We start from the raw sequence: 22,147 nt of genomic DNA on the forward strand, positions 1-22,147 counted from the left end.
TTCCTATCAATCAATTAATTCTGACATATTGCCATCCTCTGTGACGATAAATAGTTCATTTAAAGCTCTTGTTGTGGCAACATAGAGCAATTTCCTATCCTCATGTGAATTTTTATATTGGTCTTTCGTAACATTTGTAACGATTACTGCTTCGAATTCGAGGCCTTTACTTAGATAGACTGGTAAAACAACAATTCCACCTTCAAATCTATTATTGTGATCCAATAATAATTCCGCACCAACGTCGATTTCGATGAGCTGACTATAAATAGATGTAGCTTCAGTTCGGCTTTTTGTAATAATACCAATGTTACTGCTACCCTTTTCCTGAATTTTACTAATCGTTTTACTTAGGTCCGATCTCATTTGTTCCGTATTAGAGTATACGAAGGAATGGTTGCTGCCGTTTCTGCCAACAGGTTTTGATAATTTATATAATCCATCACTGTATGGCTGAATAATCTTGTTGGCAAAATCCGTTATTTCATTTGTAGAACGATAACTAGTGCTAAGCTCTTGGTAGAGTAAGTTCTCATTAAACAATTGTCTTAATTGATCCCAACTTGATATCCCTCTGTACTGGTGAATGCTTTGTCCTAAATCACCAACTAACAGCATCGATCCTTTTTCTGTTACGTCTTTTATTATTTCGATTTGAAATGGATTATAATCCTGAACCTCATCAATAACTAAATACTGGTACCGTTTCGTCGTATAGGAATTTTTTTTATTTTTTTGTTTATGCTCAGGAACACCATATTTCCCATGTAGTTTGGCGAAGATCGAGAATAAACCAGCAAGATCATCATACTCAATTTCTTTATCTGTATACATATATTTACTAGATTGCACGAAAAAATTTAGCGTATCATAGTCTGCAAAACAATCTTTCGCATAAAATTTCAGTAACTTCTCATTTGAAATGAACTGAAAATAGATCTGATAAATATCCATATACTTCATCTGCTGTTGCTCAAATTGCTGGATACTAGCCTCGAATTTTTCTTTACACAGTTTTTCGTCTTCCTCATCGAATTTATGTCTTGTCAACGAAGAACTAAATTGTTCCGCTAAGCGCTGGATAATTTTCTGTTTCCGACCGTAGAAGAAAGTAGATTGATATGCACGCTGAAACCAATCTTTTATTTCTGTATGTGGCACTTTGAAAGAAAAGTCTTTATAACTGAAACTGAAATCGGGAACATTGCTAAAATAATTCATATAATCTGTCAAATAATGGCTGATTGCTTTTTTAAATAGAATGCTACCCTTTATGTTGCATCTTTTTATTATTTCTGCCTTTTTACCAGTGTCCAGTTTCTCTATAATATTCAGATTTTCATTGTAATCAGTAAGGGAATAACCGTGACTTTTCGGGTCAATTCTTTCGATGATCCAATTATCCAATGTATTTTGTTCTGCATTTTCTACTCCTATATTTGGCAACACAGCTTCCACATAGTTTAAAAACAGTTTATTAGGTCCGAGAAAAAGGATTTGTTCGGGTTTGATTTCTTTATACTGATATAATAAATAGGGAATACGATGTAATGCAATCGTTGTTTTGCCACTTCCTGCCGAACCTTGTAGCAGGATTGGTGTATTCTTTGGTGTTCGCAAAATAGCATCCTGTTCTGCCTGTATCGTCTCGATGATTTCCCCGAGCTGATGGCTGGATTGCTTCCCAAGCTTTTGATGCAGCACAGGGTCGTAATACCCGCTTTTTGTTACAGCTAGATCATAAATTTTACCATGATCAAATTGACGAATCAGTTCAACATTTACTGTACCTAATGTGTGATGGTTTTGCTTACCTAATTTCTTTTGATAGAAGAGGGAGGCAGCAGGTGTTGTCCATGATATAATCAAATCATCATAACCACGCTCACCAATGTAAAAACTTTTAATTTGTTTTCCTTTTCTATAAATGATTCTTCCAAAATACGGCTTTGTGTATTGTCTCTCTAATTGATCAATTTGCTTATATCGATGTTCTCTTAAAACAGCATTTGTATATTCGTCTGCACCACCAAGGTCATTGCTTCTTAAATTTTCTTTTAAGCTATTAATTTCTGCTCTTATTTGCATTCTTATTGCATCGAATAAATGCTTTTCGAATTCATGAGACCTGTCAATATCTCTTGCTGTTAAGGTATCATCAGCCATGTTTGTTTTACTGTTAACCTTTGTCTGACTCTCTTTATTGATGATTGTACGTGTTGATTTTTTCTTGATTGGTCGCCGTTCAGATTTTGGTTTCTTATATTCATTTACATCAACATCGTGTGCTTTTAGCAATTCTAATGACTTCTGATCATTTCTTGATTTGGCATACATAAATGCTGTAACATCCAAAGTTGATTTAATATGTGGATTGGCACCATGATCGAGTAATAATTTTACTACTTCATGAAATGGTCCTTTTTTGATGCTTTTTAGTGCATAAATCAATGGAGTTTCGAGATATCTGTTACATACATTCGGATTTGCACCAGAAGTTAACAGTTCCCTCACTCGTTCTACATCATTATTTTCTGCTGCAATCATCAAAGGAGTACTTTGATTAACGAATTCAAGTTTGAAAGACTCTGCCAGTTCTTGTGCTTTTTTAAGTTTTTCCTCTGTTTTTTTTCTTTCTTTTTCTCGCTTTTCCAACTCGATTAATTTTGCTTTTTTCTGTTCTTTTAATTTTTGTTCTTGTTCTAGCTTTTCTTGTTTTATTTTTTCTTGCTTTCTTTTTTCCTGACGCGCTTTCTCTTCCTCGGCCAGTTTTTGTTTTTTTAGCCTTAATTCTTTCTCTTCTCGTGCTTTCATCTGTTTAAAAGCTAGTAAACGTTCTTCTTTTTCCTTTTTGAGTTTTTCTTGCTGTTTCTTTTGTTCCGCGATTTTCTGTTCTTTTAATTGTCGCTCTTGTTCAAGCTTTTTCTCTTTTATACTTCCATTCTTTATTTGTTCTTTCCGCTCTAATTCCGCTTTGACTCGTCTCGAGGTTTGTTCTTGAGCACGTAATCGTTCATCATTTTCTATTTCTGCCTTTCTTATTTGTGGTTTCTTGTTCTTGTTCAGATTAGCTTGAGTATTGTCATATGCGCTTATTTTCTCCTGCCTTAATTGTGAACGGTAGACTTTATCCACTTCTTGATGTTGCTTTTGCTCTTGTTTCTGCTTGACTTTTAACTGTTCTAACCTTTTATGTACTTCTTTTTCTAACCTTGTTTCAACTTCCTGCTCTACTCGTTTATCAATTTCCTTTTCTATACTGTCATCAAAACTGTTTGATCGTTCTGGTGGGCTTTTTTTACTTTTTTTAGCTAATTTACTTTTAAGATTGTTTATAAATGACTGAAACATACCTTCATTTCCTTTTCTGTATTGTGATATAGAGAATTGTGCCTGATGTTATTCGGAATTAATGATGTCTACCTTATTATTATAAGATAGTTTTAATAGTTCGAATAGACCCTAGATTGATTTTTGAAATAGATATCAGACACCCTAAAAAGACAAATGTTCATTTATTGAGGACCTTCGAATCTATTTAGGAGTGTTGTTTGTTTTTCTGCAAATAGTGTGTAGCGGTTGTTGTGATAAGATATCAAGTATCACGTGTTACTACTTAATTTCGTATTGTATGACGAATGATGTTCCATTTTTTTATGTTAGGAAAGAATAAAGGAGGTATAAAATTATAGTGATGGAGTGACTCAAAGAATTGAAAAATAAAAAAAGTCTCAACCGCTAAAATGGTTATATGAAGATCTTAGCAATCACGCCCGTCTTTTCCTGTGTATCTAATCTTGTTGAAATTACTATTATTCATCAGATAATAATAGTAGGGTTGAAATATGAATGGATGTTTACTACAAGAATGTAAAACTCTCTAGTCGTCGATCAATACGAATTAGAAAATCGCGGCAAAGTTCAAGAGATTATACAGTTTACTTTATTACCAAGTGTTAAAAGATGGAGTGATCACTTAGATCAAGCATTCCAATCCTATGTAGTTCATTAAAAATAGAGGCAAATGCACTTCTATTTTTTTAGTATTTTAATCTTCGCCTATAGGATCAATGAAATTTTTCATAATAATGCTCTAACTTTTTCTAATCAACCAAAAAAAAGATTTTCACGGAAGAAAAACGGATTTCTTCTACAAGTTTTTGGATTTTCATAAGGCCATTAACAAGTTTGAGTTTGTGCACTTTTTTTATTTTTTCTTATACTGATAAATAAGTTTTTAATAAAAAAATGAGGTGAGCTAAATGGCCAATCCCCAAGTCGAAAAGGGCTACATCCGTATTGCAAATGATTTATGGAACGAGATCATCAGACGAAATTTCACCAAAAGGCAACAGAATATTATTTTCTTTATTTGGCGTCTGTCATATGGTACAGGACAAAAAGACTGTCTCATCCCAACTTTAAAAATGTTTGAACTCGCTGGTATACATACACAAGATGTTCGTAAAGAATTGGAACGATTAGTCGATTGTTGCGTGCTACAATGGAACAAAAATTCGATGGTATTTTCGATCAATAAAGATTATCGTGATTGGCAAATCACACCATGTTCTAAATGGCAAACCAAGACGTTTAAGCAGTTGATTCATACCAATATTAAACGAAAAACGACAACTGCGAAGATGGAAAAAGTTCGTAAATTACGAAAGCCCACTAATATCAAGGTTCGTAATTTACGAATAAAGCGAACAAAATTAGTAAGTAAAACACGAACAGTCAACTTCGTAAAACACGAAGCCAATAATCATAAAACCCCAATATCCACAAAGCTTGAACCGTCCGTAAAGACATTTTTAAAGACAGAAAAGAAGAAAGACAAAAAAGAATTAAATTATGATAATAGAGACCAGGGGTTTAGTGAACTGATCGATTTTTATCGCAACAATTTGCAAAAAGGGATGACAGAGTCTCCATTTAATATCGAATTATTGAAGCAATGGTACAAAGAATTTGGTTATGATGTGTTATATTCTGCGATGCAAGTAGCAGCTAAACGTGAAGCAAAAGGAGTAAGATTTATTGAGAGTATTTTAAGTAATTGGAAAAATGCTGGAGTTTGCACATTGGCTGATGTTCGGCATTTTGAAGAGCAGTATACGTTTCAGCAAAGGAATCGTGAACAAAAGTCTGCCCCAATACCTGATTGGTATGAAAAACATAAGCAGAAACAACATCTGTCCACTAAACAAAAAACAGAAACGGAAAAGAAAAAAATAGCAGAAGAAGCCGATGAGTTACTGCGGAATTATTTACAAAGTCCAGGCGTTTGATAGTGAAACAGGGGGACGGAGCAACTGTTTCATTTTTACAAGCAGAAAATCAGCAATAAGGTGCTTTTTCTTAGATGACGTTAAGATGAAGTACTGTATAGCTCTATGCCGAATGTGGATTTCTACCAAATTTCGTATAAATCTCCTGATTAAAAGGGTAGGTCATCAGGATCTATAGGATACGGTTTTGATTTTTTCTTTTTATGATTTTGTTTATTCCCTATCAAAGTGCCAAATTTTTCTTCATATAAATCTCTGACCCACTCTTTAACAGGTGCTTTCCATAATTCGTTTTTTGCTGGTATGTTTTTTGTTAAACTTTTCGGTGTCATACCCAGTTCTTTAGCCATTTGAATATCAGCTTGATTTAGTCGACAGCGCTTTTTTGCATTTGCCCAATCAGCATCTGTATATTTTTTACCCATCCTATTACTCCTTTCTATGCAGAATTATTTTTCACATGATTTTTTTATACTAACATAGATATTATAGCTCTGTACAGACATGTTCTCCGGGTCAGACCACTGGGATAGAGGGTCAGACCCTTCGAAAAGACAAATGTTCATTTATTGAGGACATTTAAATTAATTTAGGAGTTGTTTGTTTTTCTGCAAATAGTGTGGAGGTGTTGGTACGGTAAGATATGAAATGTCATGTTTAGTTGCTTCATATCGTATATTATGATTAATATTAGCTTTTACAATCCTTATATGGATGAGCTAACTGATGATATTCTAAAGAAAAAAAGATGACAGGGCTAATAAAATTATAATATAGTTGTTCACGTTTGGAAGACATTTTATAAGAATTCTGTGTGATCATTGATTATTGTAAACCATTTTTGGCTAATGGGTAAGACTCCTCAAAAAGACAAAAATTCACTTGTGGAGAACATTCTGAGAAATTGAGATGTTTGAGCAATCTCACCGTTATCATGTCATATGTATAATATACGAATTAATCGTTAATCCTATCTAATGTTCAATCTAAAATAGTTTTGCTTATTTAGATTGATTTCGACTATTGAAAAAGTTATACTTTAATGGAGAGGAGGATTCATACATGTTAATTGAATTTGGTGTTGAAAATCTTTTGTCATATAAAGATCGTCAAATTTTCAAGATGGATTCTGATTATCGAAGATCAAATATCTTCAATGATAACGTATTGTATAAGGTCCCAGTAGATAAAAAGAACCGTTATGTGCTTAACACAGCAGCTATTTATGGTTCAAATGCGGGAGGGAAAACGAATTTAATTGCATCGATGAGATACTTGCATGAAATAGTGAAATCATCGAATGATTTAAATGCAATTGCTTCTTTTCAATTTACAAAAGAAAGAAAGCCTACTTCTTTTTATATCAAATTTTTAAAGCGATATGACGAGGATAACTATCTTTTTGAATATGTACTAGATATTTTTGATGGAAAAGTATTGAAGGAGCAGTTGTCGTATCAGTTAGTTAGAAAGACAACATTATCTGCTAAACAAATTATTTTTGAGAGGGAAAAAGATCAGATTAACGAATACGAACGTGCATTAAATGAACTTGTTAAAGATACAAATAAAAATAATAATGAAGCAAGATCTATATTAACCGTCCTTTATCAAGACATTAATAAAACACATTATCAAAATACAGTAGATACATTAGCTTACCAATTATTAAAAGTAGCCTACGAATTTATAGCGTATGATCTTGTTTTTGGCAGAGAATCAATTGATGAATCATACTTAGTTAAAAAATTGCAAGAATCTCCGGAATTAAAAGAACAATTAATTGACGCTCTATATGATATTGACATATCAATTACTGATCTTGAGTTTGAAGATGTAACGGATTTGTTAATTGAAGATATTATGAATGATACTCATTGGCCAAAAGACTTAAAAAAGAAATTTATTGAGACTAAAAAATCAGACAGAGTTTATAATATTAAAACGGTAAGGGAGCTAAAAGATGGCCACTTTAATATAGAATTTGGTTCAGAATCCCTAGGTACCATAAAATTTATATTTGAATTTATTCAACTAATGGATTGTATAGAGAATAATCGTGTTTATATAACAGATGAAATGGAAAATCATTATCATCCTTTAATCCAACGTTACATTCTTCAATTATTTTTGCAACAAGGAAAAGGGCATACTTCCCAATTGATATTCACAACACATAATACTGATTTTCTCGAATCTAAATTATTTGCTAAAGAACAAATATGGTTGATCGACAAGGATCGCCACTCACTTGCGTCAGAAGTTTACCGTTTGTCAGACTTTGATGAAGTAACATATGAAAATCATAATTGGCGAAATATCTATCGAGAAGGAAGAATAGGTGCTATACCTAAGGTGATTTATTAATGCAAAGATTACATCCTAAGTTCCACTTATATATTGAAGCGAATCAACATCAACAAAACTCTGAGCAACGGTATTTTAGTGAACTGAATCGGCAGTTTAAGCATATTAATATAGATCCTAATTTATCTTTATCTGAATTGAAAAAGAAAGCCAAAATGTCAAAAAAGAAGAAATATCAGGATCAATTTAAGTTGGATCATTTTGCTGCAATTATTGATGGTGACATTGATTATAACAATTATGAAAAAAGTGCTGATGCAAGAATAAAAGAAATTTCAAAAATATGCAATGATGCCGACATATCTATATATTTATCTAACCGCCACTGGGAGAATTGGATTGTCTTACATTATCAATACTTTCAAAAGTTTACTGATAATAACACTATGCTTCCTATACCTAATTATGAGAAGACAAAGAAATGGTATAGGACGCATAAAGATACTTTGTTTGATAAAATGGAAAAAGCAATCAAGAATAGTAAAAACTTAAGAGAGGTACAATATTTGAATAATAATTATAATGATACTGATTTAAATCTATTGCCTGCATATCAAAATAAAAGTGATATAAAAAAGATACTAGATTTAAATCCCATTACATACATTGATATTTTACTAGACAAAATGATAGATATGGAAAAAAGATTTTAAATCTATGAAGACAATCCGGGAATGGAGCAACTGTTTTATTTTATATAGTTAATAAAGGATGATATTGTCATGAAAAGGACATTTGTAACATTGAGATATGTATGAAGAAGAGCACCACTTCAACTTCAAAATTTTTGTGAGCAGATAATTAGCGACAACAAGGTGCTTTATCTTAGATGAAGTTAAGATGAAGCACTGTATAGCTCTAGGCGAATGTTGATTTCTACCAAATTTCGTATTAATCGCCTGGTTAAAAGGGTAAATCATCCGGATCTATGTGATATGGTTCAAATTTTTTCTTTCGTTTCTTCTCTTTGTGATTTTGTTTATTCCCTATCAAAGTGCCAAATTTTTCTTCATATAAATCTCTGACCCACTCTTTAACAGGTGCTTTCCATAATTCGTTTTTTGCTGGTATGTTCTTTGTTAAACTTTTCGGTGTCATTCCCAGTTCTTTTGCCATTTGTATATCAGCTTGATTTAGCCGACAGCGCTTTTTTGCATTTGCCCAATCAGCATCAGTATATTTTTTTCCCATTATATTACTCCTTACAATGTAGTTATAGTTTTTTACGTGATTTTTATATTAACATGTATAGTATAATACTGTACAGACGTGTTCTAAGGGGACCCATAGAAAGTAAAAATACGTTGTAACTTAAACGCAGAAAAATTGACTAAGCTATTTTAGAAATTAACATCGTTCTTTTATCTGCTTTAACCATTTTCCTATCAAGTCGAGATAGTTAGTTAGTTGCTGAAAGATTTCAATAGAAAGTTCTTCATTATATGTGTATACAGTCAAATTACGATGATCTACCATCTTTAAAGCAAGAATTGTTTCGTCATCTGATAGCAAACCAACTTCGCGAGAACTACGGATTACACCTTTAGGAGATCCTATGTCTAGACCTTCGATATCAAATAAATATTGCTTCGCAGCTTTCCAACTAGCTTCAAAGGTGAATTCAAAGCGTTGAATAGCTGCATCCCGAATAATATCATTCACTTCATGATGGTGGAGAATTTCATGAAAAAGCTGATAAAGCCCTTGTAGCCATTTCCATTCTTTCCTTTAGCCTTTCCATATTACACCTTCTTTCTTAACCTTTTCTTGAATGACTTGACTTGCATTTGATAAATTGACGATATCTACACGATATGGAAGGTAAGACTCTTCTATACGTTCACTTAATTCAAGCCAACACTGCTCAGAGAGTTGGTTTTTCGATTCTATCGCTATATCAATATCGGATGTCCGCTTTTCTTCATTGCGTGCCCAAGAACCAAATAAATATACGTTACAAGTCTTTCCTTTCAACTGATCAGTAATAATGTGCCTTAAATATGTAAGTACTTCATCGCGATCAGATGATGTTAATTTTGGTTGCTGTGCGAAGTTATTTTTCATAAGGAGCACTCCTCATATAACTATATGTACTTATATTTTAACATCATTATTATGTCAAAGCCATCCACAAAGGAGGTCCTTTTTAACACACAATTATAAAAATATTCAAGTGACAAAATAATTATTTGAAAAACCCTTTACATATACCTCGAAATTCTATATAGTGGAGTTACCTAATAATTCTAGGTAGGTGAGGAAATGTTTGATCGTGAATTAGTAAAAGGAAGCACATCGCTTCTTGTCCTGCAGTTATTAATCGAGCGTGACATGTATGGTTATGAACTTGTGAAGGAAATGGATCGTCGCAGTGAGCATCATTTGCAATTAAAAGAAGGTACATTATATCCTGCGCTTCATAAGCTTGAAAAGCAAGAATTCATTGAATGCTATTGGCAAAATCGAGAAAAAGGTCCTGCTCGGAAATATTACCGGATTACAGATGAAGGTAAGAAAATATTAGAAACCAAAACAAGTGAATGGCATCGTTACGTGCAAGTTATGAACAATCTCATTGGGAGAAACGAATCGTGACGCGAGCTGATAAACAGTTTGTTCAAGAGCTTGATCAAGCTCTTGGGAAACATCCTGAAAAACAGCAAATTATTGCCGAGTATCGTTCACATGTATATGACCTTATGCAGGAAGAAGATGTGAAAGAATCCTATGAAGAAATCGTGAAAAGGCTAGGAACACCTGAAGAAATTGCAGCAATCTGGCAAGGTGAGGCTAATGTTACACCGAAAAAGATGCAATTATTGTTTGTTGTATTAAATATTCTCATTTTTCTTGGCGGGATTTTTCTTACCATTGTCTATAATGTATACGAAGTGGAATGGATCGAAGTTTTGTGGCAAAGACTCACAGCTGTACCATCTATCCTAATTATCGTGTACACAGCGTTTTGGGGCTTGCTTGGATATGAGATTGGCAAAGAATTTGGTAGTGGCGGACTAAAAATACTTCGTAAAACCTTTACATATGCAGTTATTCCAAATATTGTCTTAATGTATTTAATTGTATTTAAATTGATACCGCATCAATGGTTTCAACCGTTTTTAAATGGGCCTTTTATTATTGTATGTATTTTATTAACTGTAGTATTGTTTCCCATCAGCTGGATAGGATATCGCTGGGGAAGGAAAGCTTCGGTCTAGTACCTGGGCTTTTAATTTAAAAACTGAAGTGTTTTTTTGCCTATATGCATAGAATAACTATGTATATAGATTAACTAAAATGGTGGTGGATGAAATGAAGCAACGACAAAAGAGTTTCCTGTTTTTATTCATTTGTTTAGGGCTTGGTGTATTGGCAGAACTTAGCTTTTTTCATGGTGTGATAGGGATAAGTTATGTCCTTTTTATTGCAGCTTTTTATACACTCCTTTTTTACCGGTTGGGAATGAAGTTTTCCCATCGTCGAATTGGATTGTTACTGATGGTCATGATCTGGGTTTTAGCAGCATCCTATTTGTTTTATGACAATCAGGTTTTTTATGATTTAAATATTCTTGTTATACCTGTGTTGGTGTTTACCCACATAGTTTTAATTACAACTCCTAATAACATCGATTGGATTTCAACTGTCTTTGTGAAGCAATGGCATCAAAAGTTCACACAAACGTTTGGATATGGAAAAAGGTGGGTCAAATTTGTTTTGAAAAGAACGATATTCAGACGAATGAATAAATCCACTACCCAGATAGTAAAACGAATTGTAATTGGATTATTACTTGGAGGACCATTGCTGATCGTCATTGTCGGTCTCTTGATATCAGCAGATGCTAAGTTTGCCAATGTGATCATGGAAGTTCCAAGTTTTATCTTGGATGTGAACTTCTTAGAATGGTTATTCCGAGGGATTGCGGTTATTTTGTTCACTCTATTATTTTTCTCATTATTCCAAACGCTGAGAAAAAGGTATGTGATACCACTTGGCAGATCAACGAATGTTCATAAACCGCTGAGTTGGGACGGTGTCATTGCCGGGACAATCTTAGTGCTGTTAAACAGTATCTACTTATTATTTGCAGTTATACAATTTAAATATTTCTTTGGAGAATCTATTCAAGGCGATTTCACATATGCCGAGTATGCACGGAGAGGTTTTTTTGAACTTGTAGTTGTAACGATGATTAATTGGTCGTTGTTGTTAATATGTTTGAAGTTCGTGAATGTGCAAAGAAAGTCTGGCGGTTATTTTATGAAAAGCATGTATACCCTTTTAATTATGACAAGTGGTGTCATGCTAGCTTCGGCATATATGAGATTAAGTATGTATGAAGATGCTTATGGATTTACGATCGATCGCATTTTTGCACACACGTTTATGTTATTCCTTATTGTCATCTTTGCTTATACGTTAATCCATGTATGGCTAAAAGGAATCTCTCTGTTCCATTTTTATATGATTACAGCGTTGATTTTTTACACTGGCTTAAATGCCATTGATTTAGAGGAAATGATTGTCGAGAATAATCTGGAACGCTATCAAGAAACAGAGAAGATTGATATTTATTATTTTGATTCGCTATCCTATTCAGGGATTGATGGATTAATTACATTATATGAAATGGAACCTGATTATCCAGAGTTACGAAATCTCTTGCAGCTTCGAAAAGAAAGGATAGATACTCTTGATTTAGATACGTGGCAGTCATTTAATTTCAAAAAGCAGCAGGTAGTGGAAAGACTGAGAGAACTTGAATTATAGTAAAGGAGAGGCATATGAAAACAATTCCAGAACATGTCGCCATTATTATGGATGGAAATGGTCGTTGGGGAAAGCTTCATGGCAGGAGTCGGAGTGAAGGTCATTATGCAGGTTCCAAAACGATGGAAGAACTGATTGATGCCAGTGCCGATATCGGAATTAGGATTTTGACGCTCTATGCATTTTCTACGGAGAATTGGAAGAGACCTGCTGAGGAAGTGAATTATTTAATGAGTTTACCGGTGAAATTTTTCAATCAAAAGTTACCAGAGTTTATGAAACGAAATATTAAAATTCTTATTTCAGGAGATATTGAGAATCTGCCCAATAAAACAAGAAATGTCGTAATCAAAGCAATGAACGAAACAAAGAACAACACAGGTCTAATCGTTAATTTTGCCTTGAATTATAGTGGTAGGAATGAAATAAGGCAAGCAACGATACAGATTATTAAAGATGTAAAGGAAAACAAAATTTCAATAGATCAATTAGACGAAAAGATGTTAGAAAACTATTTGTATACCAGAAATTTACCAGATCCAGACATTGTGATCCGAACTGGCGGAGAAAAACGAATAAGCAATTTCCTAATGTGGCAATCCGCCATGTCCCAACTATGTTTTGTAGACGAACTATTCCCAGACTTCAAACAACCATTATATATAAAAGCATTAGAAAGGGTGCAACAGGGGGACGGAGCAAGTGTTTCACTTATCCAAAGAATGTAACAAAGAAGATAAAGAGCATTGTATCGAGATTGGCTATCAATATTCTATATGATTTTTAGAAGGAAAAGTATTTGTAGAGGATTTTACACAGAACCTCGTTTAATAAATTGATTGTTCAGAAACAATAATATAAACAATAAACTTGCAGGTTGCGTCAAAACGATCATTATGTGAATAAAAAAATACTGAGATAACAAATACCTTCAGAACGGATGGCAGAATCCACACAGTATTAATGACTTTTCAAAATATTAATTTATGGAAAACATGAAATTTTATTGAAAAATAATCGCAAAAATAGTAGAATTTAGTACTAAGTGACTATTACTTTCAGATCTTTAATTTCTGATTTATGTAGTCTCTAGGATAAATGTTTAATAGTATTAATGAATTAGAAGTAAAAATATCAGTTATTCTTTAGGGAAAACAAGAAAGAGGTAATTTAACATGTGTGGTTTTGTTGGTATGATGAAGTATTCGGAAATAAATAAGGAGTTAGGAGAACAAGCTCGCAAAAGTTTTATTGAAAGAAATCAATTAATTACCCATCGTGGTCCAGACGATGAAGGCTATTACGAAGATTACAATGTACTTTTTGGTTTTCGTCGTCTTAGTATTATTGATATCGAAAGTGGACATCAACCATTTACATATAATGATGACCAATATTGGATGGTATTTAATGGGGAAGTGTATAATTATATTGAATTAAAAGATAAATTAAAGGAAAAAGGATATACATTTTCAACAGAATCTGATACAGAAGTTGTTATAGCGATGTTTCAAGAATTTGGAGTTGAAGCATTCGAACAATTTAGAGGTATGTTCGCGATATTAATTTGGGATAAGAGACATCAAACGTTATATGGCGCAAGAGATCGTTTTGGTATCAAACCACTATATTACAAAGATGGACAAGATGGTTTGTATTTTGCTTCAGAGAAAAAAAGCTTACTATCTGAAACTGGTGAAACAATTGATTCTGAAGCACTACAACATTATTTGAGTTTTCAATATGTTCCCGAACCATTATCAATGAATGAAAATATCAATAAAGTTGAGCCTGGACATTATTTTGTCAAACCAGTTGATGCAGAAATTAAGTTCCATTGTTATTTCCATGCTACATTTGATCCAGTTCAACAGGATAAACATCAATTAACTAGAAAAATTCAAGATGTAATGTTTGATTCTGTTGGTATACATATGAGAAGTGATGTTCCGGTTGGTTCATTTCTTTCAGGTGGAATTGATTCGACAATGATCGTTGCTATGGCGAAAGAATATAATCCAAACATCAAAACTTTCTCTGTAGGTTTCCAACAAGAAGGTTATTCAGAAGTGGATGTCGCTAAAGAAACGGCTGAAAAACTAGGTGTAGAAAATCATTCATATATAATTTCTCCTGAAGAGTATGTGGCAGAACTCCCTAAAATAATGTGGCATCTAGATGATCCATTAGCAGACCCAGCTTGTGTACCGTTATATTTTGTAGCAAGAGAAGCAAAAAAACATGTGAAAGTAGTATTATCAGGTGAGGGAGCAGATGAGTTATTTGGCGGATATACTATTTATCGTGAACCAGAATCTTTAAAAATGTTCCATTCTATACCTACATCATTTAAAAACTTATTGGCTAAAGTAGCACAGGTAATTCCTGAAGGGGTAAAAGGTAAAAGTTTTTTAGAGCGGGGCACGACACCATTAAAAGATCGCTATATTGGAAATGCAAAAATGTTTGAAGAGAAAGAGAAGAAAACTATATTAAAAACTCATCAAGATAGTATAGCTTATCAGCAGTTAACAGCTCCACTTTATCAATCGGTAGCGCAGGAGAACCTTGTGAATCAAATGCAATATATAGATGTTCATACATGGTTACGAGGTGATATCCTGTTAAAAGCTGATAGAATGACCATGGCCCATTCATTAGAGTTAAGAGTTCCTTTTTTAGATAAAGAAGTATTTGACGTGGCTCGTCAAATACCGGTTAATATGAAGATTGCAGAAGGGACAACGAAACATATATTACGTTTAGCTGCAAGAGGCGTTGTACCAGACCATGTTTTAGATCGTAAAAAATTAGGATTTCCTGTCCCTATACGTCATTGGTTAAAAAATGAATTAAACGACTGGGCCCAACAATTAATTCAGGAAAGTCAAACAGGTGACATATTAGATAAACAAGTGATTACAAAGCTTCTAGATGATCATTGTGCCGGCAAGGCTGACAATAGTCGTAAGTTATGGACAGTATTAATGTTTATGCTATGGCATCAAATTTATATAGAAAATAAATTTGATGCAGAAAAATTCATTTCTAAAACTAAACAGGCAGTAAGTTGAAATCATTTTTAATCTCTGTCTGAACTGTGTTTAAATAACTTTAACTAGAATAAAGCTTTATTTAATTGAAATAGCTTGATTACCCATTTGCTCCCAGGCAGACACGAATTCTTGCCTAGGGGCTTTTTTTTGTGTGCCATCGTATGGATCATTGAAATAGATACTTTTAGAGTCAAAACCTGTGACAAGAACGGCATGTAATTTCATCGTAACATCTAAAGGTCCATTTGGTGTTTGCCAAGTAATGAAATTTGTATCTGGCAAAGCCTTATAGGTGATATTGGTAATGACAACAACTGGTTTTCCTTGCGCAACTAATTCTATTACACTATCAAATGGTTTGCCCGTAATATCGAGAGCTTTGTCTCCTACATAATCTTTTGTTAACTGATAAAGTGGTTTATGATAAACACCATATCCAGGATTGCTAATGTTATACATATCACCTACAAAACCAACATTTGGATCGCCAAAATGAATAACTCCATTTTTCTTGGTATATGAAGTCTCGTCTTTTTTTATTTTTTCAGCCGTCTCCATTTTATTAACCTCAATGTCATGAAATTGAAGTAACATTGATAAGGATGTCACTTCACAACCTCTTGGAAGTTCAGGGAATTGTTTTATCACGGGAGCTTCTATTTGATAAGATATATTTGATTTATTGATTAACTTACTTTTTTTAGAGGTATGTAGTTGTACTTGTTTATCTTGAAATATAGCATTAAAAAGTGTCGGTAAATTAGCATTATAAACATAATAACTACCAATTCCAATACTTAAAAAGCCAAACAAAATCATATACATAATTGCCATGTGCCGAAAGATATTTTTCCTAGCTATTTTTCTAAAATGAAAAAGGAAGAAAAACATTAAGAGTGATAAAACTAAAGCAACAATTAACATTCTCTATCCCTGCCCCTCTAACTTATACTAGTTATTCAACATTATATATTAAACTATAACTATACCTATTATCGAGGATTTAATCAACTTTTGCATGCAACATGGGGACGGAGCAGCTGTTTCACTTTTTAAGTGATTAACAATAAAAAAATCTTAAGTATCTTATGGCTTTTCTTTTTCTACGATAAGATAGCATAATAATTCAGCGCTTGAGTAATTCGACAAAGTAAAAATTTTGAATCTACAAAGTATAAGAAAGTTCCGGCACTCGCCAATAGCTAAGGAAAATGCCGAATTCTTCTTAATGAAGTAGAATCAAATCGTTTAGCTCCTATTATTGAATATTAATTACCGGTCATTCGATGATCATTTTCGTATTTTTTTATCACTTGAAGGGGTTCAGGTCTGAAAAAAAGTAGGTAAGAAAGAAGGAATACGAACTGAAAAAATAGAAGGTGCGACTGATGCCCTTTTAAACACAGCGGTGAGGTTAATCGAAAAATATGTAGCCCCGATGCCAGATGATATGTTGTATAGATTGAAAAAACAAGAGATTTCCACTTTAGAAAGTATAATTGAAAATGTATATGAATGTAACTCATTACAAGAAATAGAAAAATATTTAAAGTAAGGTTGCCATCAGTGAGCGTTTTAGACGCTGGCTGATTTTTTGTGAAAAATTGTCATCAGTTTTTAGGTTATGACAATCACTCTATAACAATTCACCTAAAAATAGTTCGAATTCTAAATATATTACATAATACCTCTTATTAACTTCAACTGGTGTGAAAAAAATACCAAAATCCTCTGTATTTATTCCATAATTAAATAATTTTAGTTTGATATACTATGTACACGCTTTCAGATAACGCTTAGACAGAAGGAGGTGAAACTTTTAATATCCTGTACCATACATATACAATAGCTAAATACTATTATGCGCTATATGTACCTTTTCATTATAGTTTTGAAATTCATCTCATGTTTTACACCTATCATCGCCTCGATTAACATTCGATTTTATCGACTACACATCTATGATTTCCAACTTTTAAATATGATGATAAAAGAATATTATCAAAAACCAAAATGTAAACGGATACTTTTGTGATTTTACAAAAGGTAATAGTATATCTGAAAGTGTATTTTTACTAGAATTATACATGCTCTATTATCACAAGGAGGTTTATCCATGAAAGGAAAAATAATTTTATTTACTTTAATCAGTACTCTTATTTTAATGAATGTACCGTTTTTCCAAACGTTGAAAGCAGATAACAAAGAAATAGATATTCAGCTAGATGATGATTTATCCTATAAACTTATATTACCTTCCAATTATAAGGAAGAAAGTGAGCAATCCTATCCTGTACTTTACTTAATGCCAGAGGACGGACAATCTTCATATAGTGATAAAATGATTTCGATGATTAAAGAAGAAATGGCAACAAATAATGCTGGCGATATGATTCTAGTTCTACCACATTTTAATAATAATCAGGATTTTCGAAAGGGATTAGACACTATCATTGAGGATGTGGACAATACTTATAATACGATAGCAAAAGTGGATCAACGTGCCATTCTTGGAGTAGGCTTAGGTGGCTACATGGCTTACGTCTACAGTATGACTGATGAAGATTCGATTATGAATGAACCTGATTCGATTAAAAATATAGGCAGTATTCGTGGGGATTTTAATAGTTCCGATCATCCATTTCAACAAAAGTATGGGAATGTATATGACATTATCAACGAGATAGGATCAGAAAATATATATAACTATTATACGTACCTTGACAGTCCTACGGAAGACGAATCAACGTACAAGTCAGAATCGACAAATGATATAGGCTCATTATTTATTGATTGGTTTCAAATGGCACCATATCAATACCATGAATATACAGCGCGTTTCGGATCTTATAACGAAACATATTTAAAAGAGTCCATTCATCGTGTGATCAACCGTTTTAGTAAACAATTTTATGGTGACCTCGTTAGTGGAAGTATATCGTTATCACCACAAGTAGCAGCAAGCTCTGTTGAAAATATCGATGTTGGTTATGATCTGGAGATTCATGACTATTTTAATGACCTATCCGTAGATACATTAGATATGGATATTGAAGTTACGCTAATTGATCCGGATAATCAAGAAATATTTTATACTTCTGCCGATACAGTTGAGGTTACTGATCCAGAACGTTTGGAAGGTGCTTTTTCAATTCCGAATATGGTGAACGGTAAAAGTTCTAATGTTCAAGTGACTGCAAACATACTTGGGTTTGAAATGGAAATAGGCAAAGAAGCATTAGTTCGTATTCAAGATACAGGTTCTGCGCCTGATGAGCAGTTAATCGACCTTATGGGTGATTGGAAATTCAATGCATATAAAGAGTATTCTAACAGTTCTAATGTATCACTTGACAATATTGACAATGTTACTAAGGATGTCTGGAGCTCTTGGGGCACAGTGCAACCTGGCCTTGACTGGTGGCCAGCAGACTTTGATGAAAGTTTAGGTGAAAATCCAAACTGGACTGGATATGCTTGGTATGTACGTGAATTTGATATACCAACCGATTTTGCAAATGAAGATTTGGTATTAGCATTAGGTAAGTTTGATGAAGCTGATGAAGTCTATATAAATGGAAGTCGAATTGGCTCAACCGGCATCCCTGAACCGGGTGGGAATTATGATAATAGTAATCCATGGGACGTGGATCGCGTTTATGATCTTGATTCCACTGTTTTAAATTATGGTGGCACGAATACAATAGCTGTACGAATGGTTAATTCTAACGGTGCTGGTGGTTGGTATGAAGGACCGATCGGAATATACTCACCAGCTGCTTATAACAAAGTCATTGGTTTACCTTCCGAACTGGCGGATAGTTCTACTACAGAGAGAATTAATTCATTCGTAGATCAGCAGAATAAGGCACTGGAAACAAAGGATTTAACCACTTATGCGGCAACCATTGCACCTAATTATTTTCAAGCTGGTTATGATAAAAATAGATTACTAGAAAAAGTAAAAGAATATCTAGCTGGTGATGGTGAGGTAAGTATTTCAGATCAATCAAGAAATGTTTATCTCTATCAAGATATGTATTTGTATAAAGCAGATAGAACAATTACTACCGCAAATGGTGAGACTATTACAGAACCTGTTAATCAATACTATCTGATCGAAGATGATAAAATTAGTTTGTATGGGGATCATGAACGCTTCTATTTAGATCAATATTCATCGGAATATGCTGCAAGCGCAAAGGAAGTAGATGGACCTATTGATATGAATTATCGTATTTATTTACCGGATGGATATTTTACTTCAGATAAAAGGTATCCTGTTGTTTATTTGTTACATCAGTTTAGTAGTACGAGTAAATCATATGAAATTGATGGTATTGATAAACTTTTAGAAGCTGGTATGTCGAGTGGGGATATCCAAGATATGATCGTAGTTATTCCTGACAGTGATGGTTTAAGCTGGTGGAGAGGTGACTGGGAGCGAATGGTAACAGAAGATTTAGTTCCATTTGTTAACGTTAATTATCGTACAATAGCTGACGCCCGCTATAATGGAACGGCAGGTGCCTCGATGGGGGGACAAGGAGCATATGGAATTGGTTTAAGAAATCCGAATTACTTTTCGTCTATTATTAGCTTTTTTGGTGCATTTAGCTATGGTGGTGAAAATAGTCCTAATGCGATAGCATCTGAGGTGAGTGCTGAATATCTACAAAACTTCAGTCATTATTTCATTTCTGGTAACAGAGATGTCTATGGTTTTGGAACCCCGAATATTCGACTAGACCAGCAACTTCGTGCAAGTGGAGTGGATCACAAGTTCTTTATTGAAAATGGTGAACACAATAGTGCTTTTTATACACCTTTTGTAATTGATGCTTTTAGTTACGTTAGTGATAGCATGTATACAACAAATGGCACTATTACGGATCATTTTACGGGGGAAATAGAAGCAACAATGACAAAAGATATTCTTGCTATCTCAACAAATCTAGAGTTTTTAGATTCATTTGACCAATGGCTGAATGTCATTCCAGATTCTAAATATACATTAAATACAAATCCAGATATGGAAATTCCGATAACCTATCAAATCGAACAAGACGGAAAAATTGTATTTAATCACGTTGAATATACAGAAATATCAGGTTCAACGAATATTGAATTAGATCAAGAGATTCATATAACTAATGCGTTGTCAGATTCTGATAAGATTAGTGCATTAGATGTTGATGAAGAAAAGGGTTATACGTTAACCGTTTTTGCTTCTATATTAGATTCCAACAAAGAGTTAGGTAAATTTGAATATACTGTAAATGATACAGAGCCGGATAAAGAAAAGGAAGATGAAGAACAAGAAGAGAAACCAATTGAGGATCAAGATAATCCAACAACTCCGCCTAATGGTAACAAGGATGATGATAAGCAAAAAGAGAAGGGTCAAAGCTCAAACAATGATGGCGAAATGCAAGAGGAATCAGATTCGACAGCAACTGAATCAAATCAAAAGCTTCCAAATACGGCTACCAATAATTTTAATGTTATTCTAGCTGGAATACTATTATTAATTCTAGGTTTAGCTATCACTATATTGATAAAGAGAAGAAAGTTATTGAAGTAGATAAAAAGGGGCATGTGAACTGCCCCTTTTTCAATCTGAATTGTATTTGTAAATACATCGAATTAAATTTCGAATCTATATATTAATAATTAATTCCCGGTCATTCGATGATCATTTTCGTATTTTTTTATCACTTCAAGGGGTTCAGGTCTGGCTAATAAAAAGCCTTGTACAATGGAAACGCCTATTTTTTTTGCTATTTCTAAATCTTCTGGAATTTCAATTCCCTCTAGTACAAATTTTGTATCAGTATTAAGACAATAGGTAACAATTGATCGCACCATTTCTTGCTTTCGACTTGATTGGGCTAAATGTTTTGCAAAATAACGATCCATTTTTACATAGTCTGGTTGTAATTCAACGATCGCTTGTAAAGAAGAGACACCCTTTCCTACGTCATCGATCGCAATTAAGTAGCCTTCGCTTTTTAATTCTTCCACACTATCAATAAAAAAATCAACATTCTGAATGACTTCTGATTCATTTATTTCAATAATAACTTGGTCAGGACTAATTTTTGTATTTTGTAATGTTTGAAATAATATGCTAGAAAAATCTTTATGTACTAAATTAGTCGGAAATACATTTAAAAGTAGTTTTTTGTTATCAGACGGACTAGACAATATAGAATCATAAGAATAAAGCGCTTTCTTAATTGAACGTATCTCTAGTTCAAAAAAGCGATCAGTGTGACTAGCCTTTTCAAATAGTATTTCTGGATTTGTAAATAATTTGGTTCGTAATAATGCCTCATATCCAATTGGTGATAGTGTGTGCAGATCGTATAACGCTTGAAAATAATGTTCAAATTTTTCATTATCAATTAAATCGTTAATTTTTGCAATAGACATAAACAACCCCCTAAAACAAACGCAACTATATGACTAACAATCATTTAATCTATTGATCAAACTAATTAGTTGTACCTAATATTTTACATCATTAATTTCGTTATTTCTACAAAAATTGCATTAATTTAAAAAAATATTTAACTTCCCCCCTTTTTTTGAATTATTTGATTCGTATAGATAATTGCAATGGGAAAATTAAAAACTTGAATAGCTAAGTAATGCTAT

Annotated in this window: 16 protein-coding genes; 9 read left to right on the top strand and 7 right to left on the bottom strand. The window is 33.2% G+C overall.

Translation table 11 applies throughout. From position 1 onward, the window contains the following. Positions 1–6: 6 nt before the first annotated feature. Positions 7–3,351: a UvrD-helicase domain-containing protein gene (locus BN3107_RS05940; RefSeq protein ID WP_058306702.1), complete on the bottom strand. Its 3,345-nt coding sequence runs from the start codon at positions 3,349–3,351 to the stop codon at positions 7–9. Positions 3,352–4,262: 911 nt separating this feature from the next. Here BN3107_RS05940 and BN3107_RS05945 point away from each other — a divergent pair. Continuing rightward, positions 4,263–5,291, top strand: coding sequence for a replication protein (locus BN3107_RS05945; RefSeq protein WP_058306703.1), 1,029 nt, complete (start codon positions 4,263–4,265; stop codon positions 5,289–5,291). A 149-nt stretch (positions 5,292–5,440) separates the two neighbouring features. Here BN3107_RS05945 and BN3107_RS05950 read toward each other — a convergent pair whose 3' ends face one another. Continuing rightward, complete coding sequence (locus tag BN3107_RS05950; protein ID WP_058306704.1) at positions 5,441–5,716, bottom strand: hypothetical protein; 276 nt, start codon at positions 5,714–5,716, stop codon at positions 5,441–5,443. Between the two features lie 637 nt (positions 5,717–6,353). Here BN3107_RS05950 and BN3107_RS05955 point away from each other — a divergent pair. Together BN3107_RS05955 and BN3107_RS05960 are read left to right on the top strand one after the other, a co-directional pair. Further along, the gene (locus BN3107_RS05955) at positions 6,354–7,658 is read left to right on the top strand and encodes an AAA family ATPase (protein ID WP_058306705.1); all 1,305 of its coding nucleotides are present in this window, start codon (positions 6,354–6,356) and stop codon (positions 7,656–7,658) included. Continuing rightward, positions 7,658–8,311: an RloB domain-containing protein gene (locus tag BN3107_RS05960; protein WP_058306706.1), complete on the top strand. Its 654-nt coding sequence runs from the start codon at positions 7,658–7,660 to the stop codon at positions 8,309–8,311. Before BN3107_RS05955 ends, BN3107_RS05960 begins: the two co-directional genes overlap by 1 nt. Positions 8,312–8,561: 250 nt before the next feature. On the opposite strand, the gene BN3107_RS05965 is transcribed toward BN3107_RS05960, so the two are convergent. The 3 genes from BN3107_RS05965 to mntA all read right to left on the bottom strand — a co-directional run bounded on the left by BN3107_RS05965 (position 8,562) and on the right by mntA (position 9,722). Continuing rightward, entirely contained in the window at positions 8,562–8,849 is a 288-nt protein-coding gene (locus BN3107_RS05965) for a hypothetical protein (RefSeq protein ID WP_058306707.1), read from the bottom strand. A 156-nt stretch (positions 8,850–9,005) separates the two neighbouring features. Beyond that, positions 9,006–9,320, bottom strand: coding sequence for an HI0074 family nucleotidyltransferase substrate-binding subunit (locus BN3107_RS05970; RefSeq protein WP_197412037.1), 315 nt, complete (start codon positions 9,318–9,320; stop codon positions 9,006–9,008). Between the two features lie 66 nt (positions 9,321–9,386). Beyond that, positions 9,387–9,722 (bottom strand): type VII toxin-antitoxin system MntA family adenylyltransferase antitoxin, encoded by a 336-nt coding sequence (mntA, locus tag BN3107_RS05975; protein WP_058306708.1) that lies wholly within the window; start codon positions 9,720–9,722, stop codon positions 9,387–9,389. Positions 9,723–9,920: 198 nt separating this feature from the next. Between mntA and BN3107_RS05980 the strand changes: the two genes are divergently transcribed. The 5 genes from BN3107_RS05980 to asnB all read left to right on the top strand — a co-directional run bounded on the left by BN3107_RS05980 (position 9,921) and on the right by asnB (position 15,505). Then, positions 9,921–10,253 carry a PadR family transcriptional regulator gene (locus BN3107_RS05980; protein WP_058306709.1) on the top strand — a complete coding sequence of 111 codons (333 nt, stop codon included), beginning with the start codon at positions 9,921–9,923 and terminating at the stop codon, positions 10,251–10,253. After that, a complete protein-coding gene (locus tag BN3107_RS05985) occupies positions 10,250–10,876 on the top strand; it encodes an HAAS signaling domain-containing protein (protein ID WP_058306710.1) in 627 nt (208 codons plus the stop codon). The genes BN3107_RS05980 and BN3107_RS05985 overlap by 4 nt, the downstream gene beginning before the upstream one ends. A gap of 94 nt (positions 10,877–10,970) precedes the next feature. After that, positions 10,971–12,431 carry a DUF4153 domain-containing protein gene (locus tag BN3107_RS05990; RefSeq protein ID WP_058306711.1) on the top strand — a complete coding sequence of 487 codons (1,461 nt, stop codon included), beginning with the start codon at positions 10,971–10,973 and terminating at the stop codon, positions 12,429–12,431. A gap of 14 nt (positions 12,432–12,445) precedes the next feature. Then, on the top strand, positions 12,446–13,159 hold the full coding sequence (gene uppS / locus BN3107_RS05995) for a polyprenyl diphosphate synthase (RefSeq protein ID WP_058306712.1): 714 nt from the start codon (positions 12,446–12,448) through the stop codon (positions 13,157–13,159). Between the two features lie 447 nt (positions 13,160–13,606). Then, on the top strand, positions 13,607–15,505 hold the full coding sequence (gene asnB / locus BN3107_RS06000; RefSeq protein ID WP_058306713.1) for an asparagine synthase (glutamine-hydrolyzing): 1,899 nt from the start codon (positions 13,607–13,609) through the stop codon (positions 15,503–15,505). A 57-nt stretch (positions 15,506–15,562) separates the two neighbouring features. On the opposite strand, the gene BN3107_RS06005 is transcribed toward asnB, so the two are convergent. After that, the gene (locus BN3107_RS06005; protein WP_058306714.1) at positions 15,563–16,411 is read right to left on the bottom strand and encodes a C39 family peptidase; all 849 of its coding nucleotides are present in this window, start codon (positions 16,409–16,411) and stop codon (positions 15,563–15,565) included. Between the two features lie 1,192 nt (positions 16,412–17,603). Here BN3107_RS06005 and BN3107_RS06010 point away from each other — a divergent pair. Further along, on the top strand, positions 17,604–21,071 hold the full coding sequence (locus BN3107_RS06010) for an alpha/beta hydrolase-fold protein (RefSeq protein WP_058306715.1): 3,468 nt from the start codon (positions 17,604–17,606) through the stop codon (positions 21,069–21,071). Positions 21,072–21,160: 89 nt separating this feature from the next. Here BN3107_RS06010 and BN3107_RS06015 read toward each other — a convergent pair whose 3' ends face one another. After that, entirely contained in the window at positions 21,161–21,922 is a 762-nt protein-coding gene (locus tag BN3107_RS06015) for an EAL domain-containing protein (RefSeq protein ID WP_058306716.1), read from the bottom strand. Positions 21,923–22,147 lie beyond the last annotated feature (225 nt).

The sequence above is a fragment of the Gracilibacillus massiliensis genome (assembly GCF_001458115.1).
Taxonomy (GTDB): Bacteria; Bacillota; Bacilli; order Bacillales; family Amphibacillaceae; genus Gracilibacillus; species Gracilibacillus massiliensis.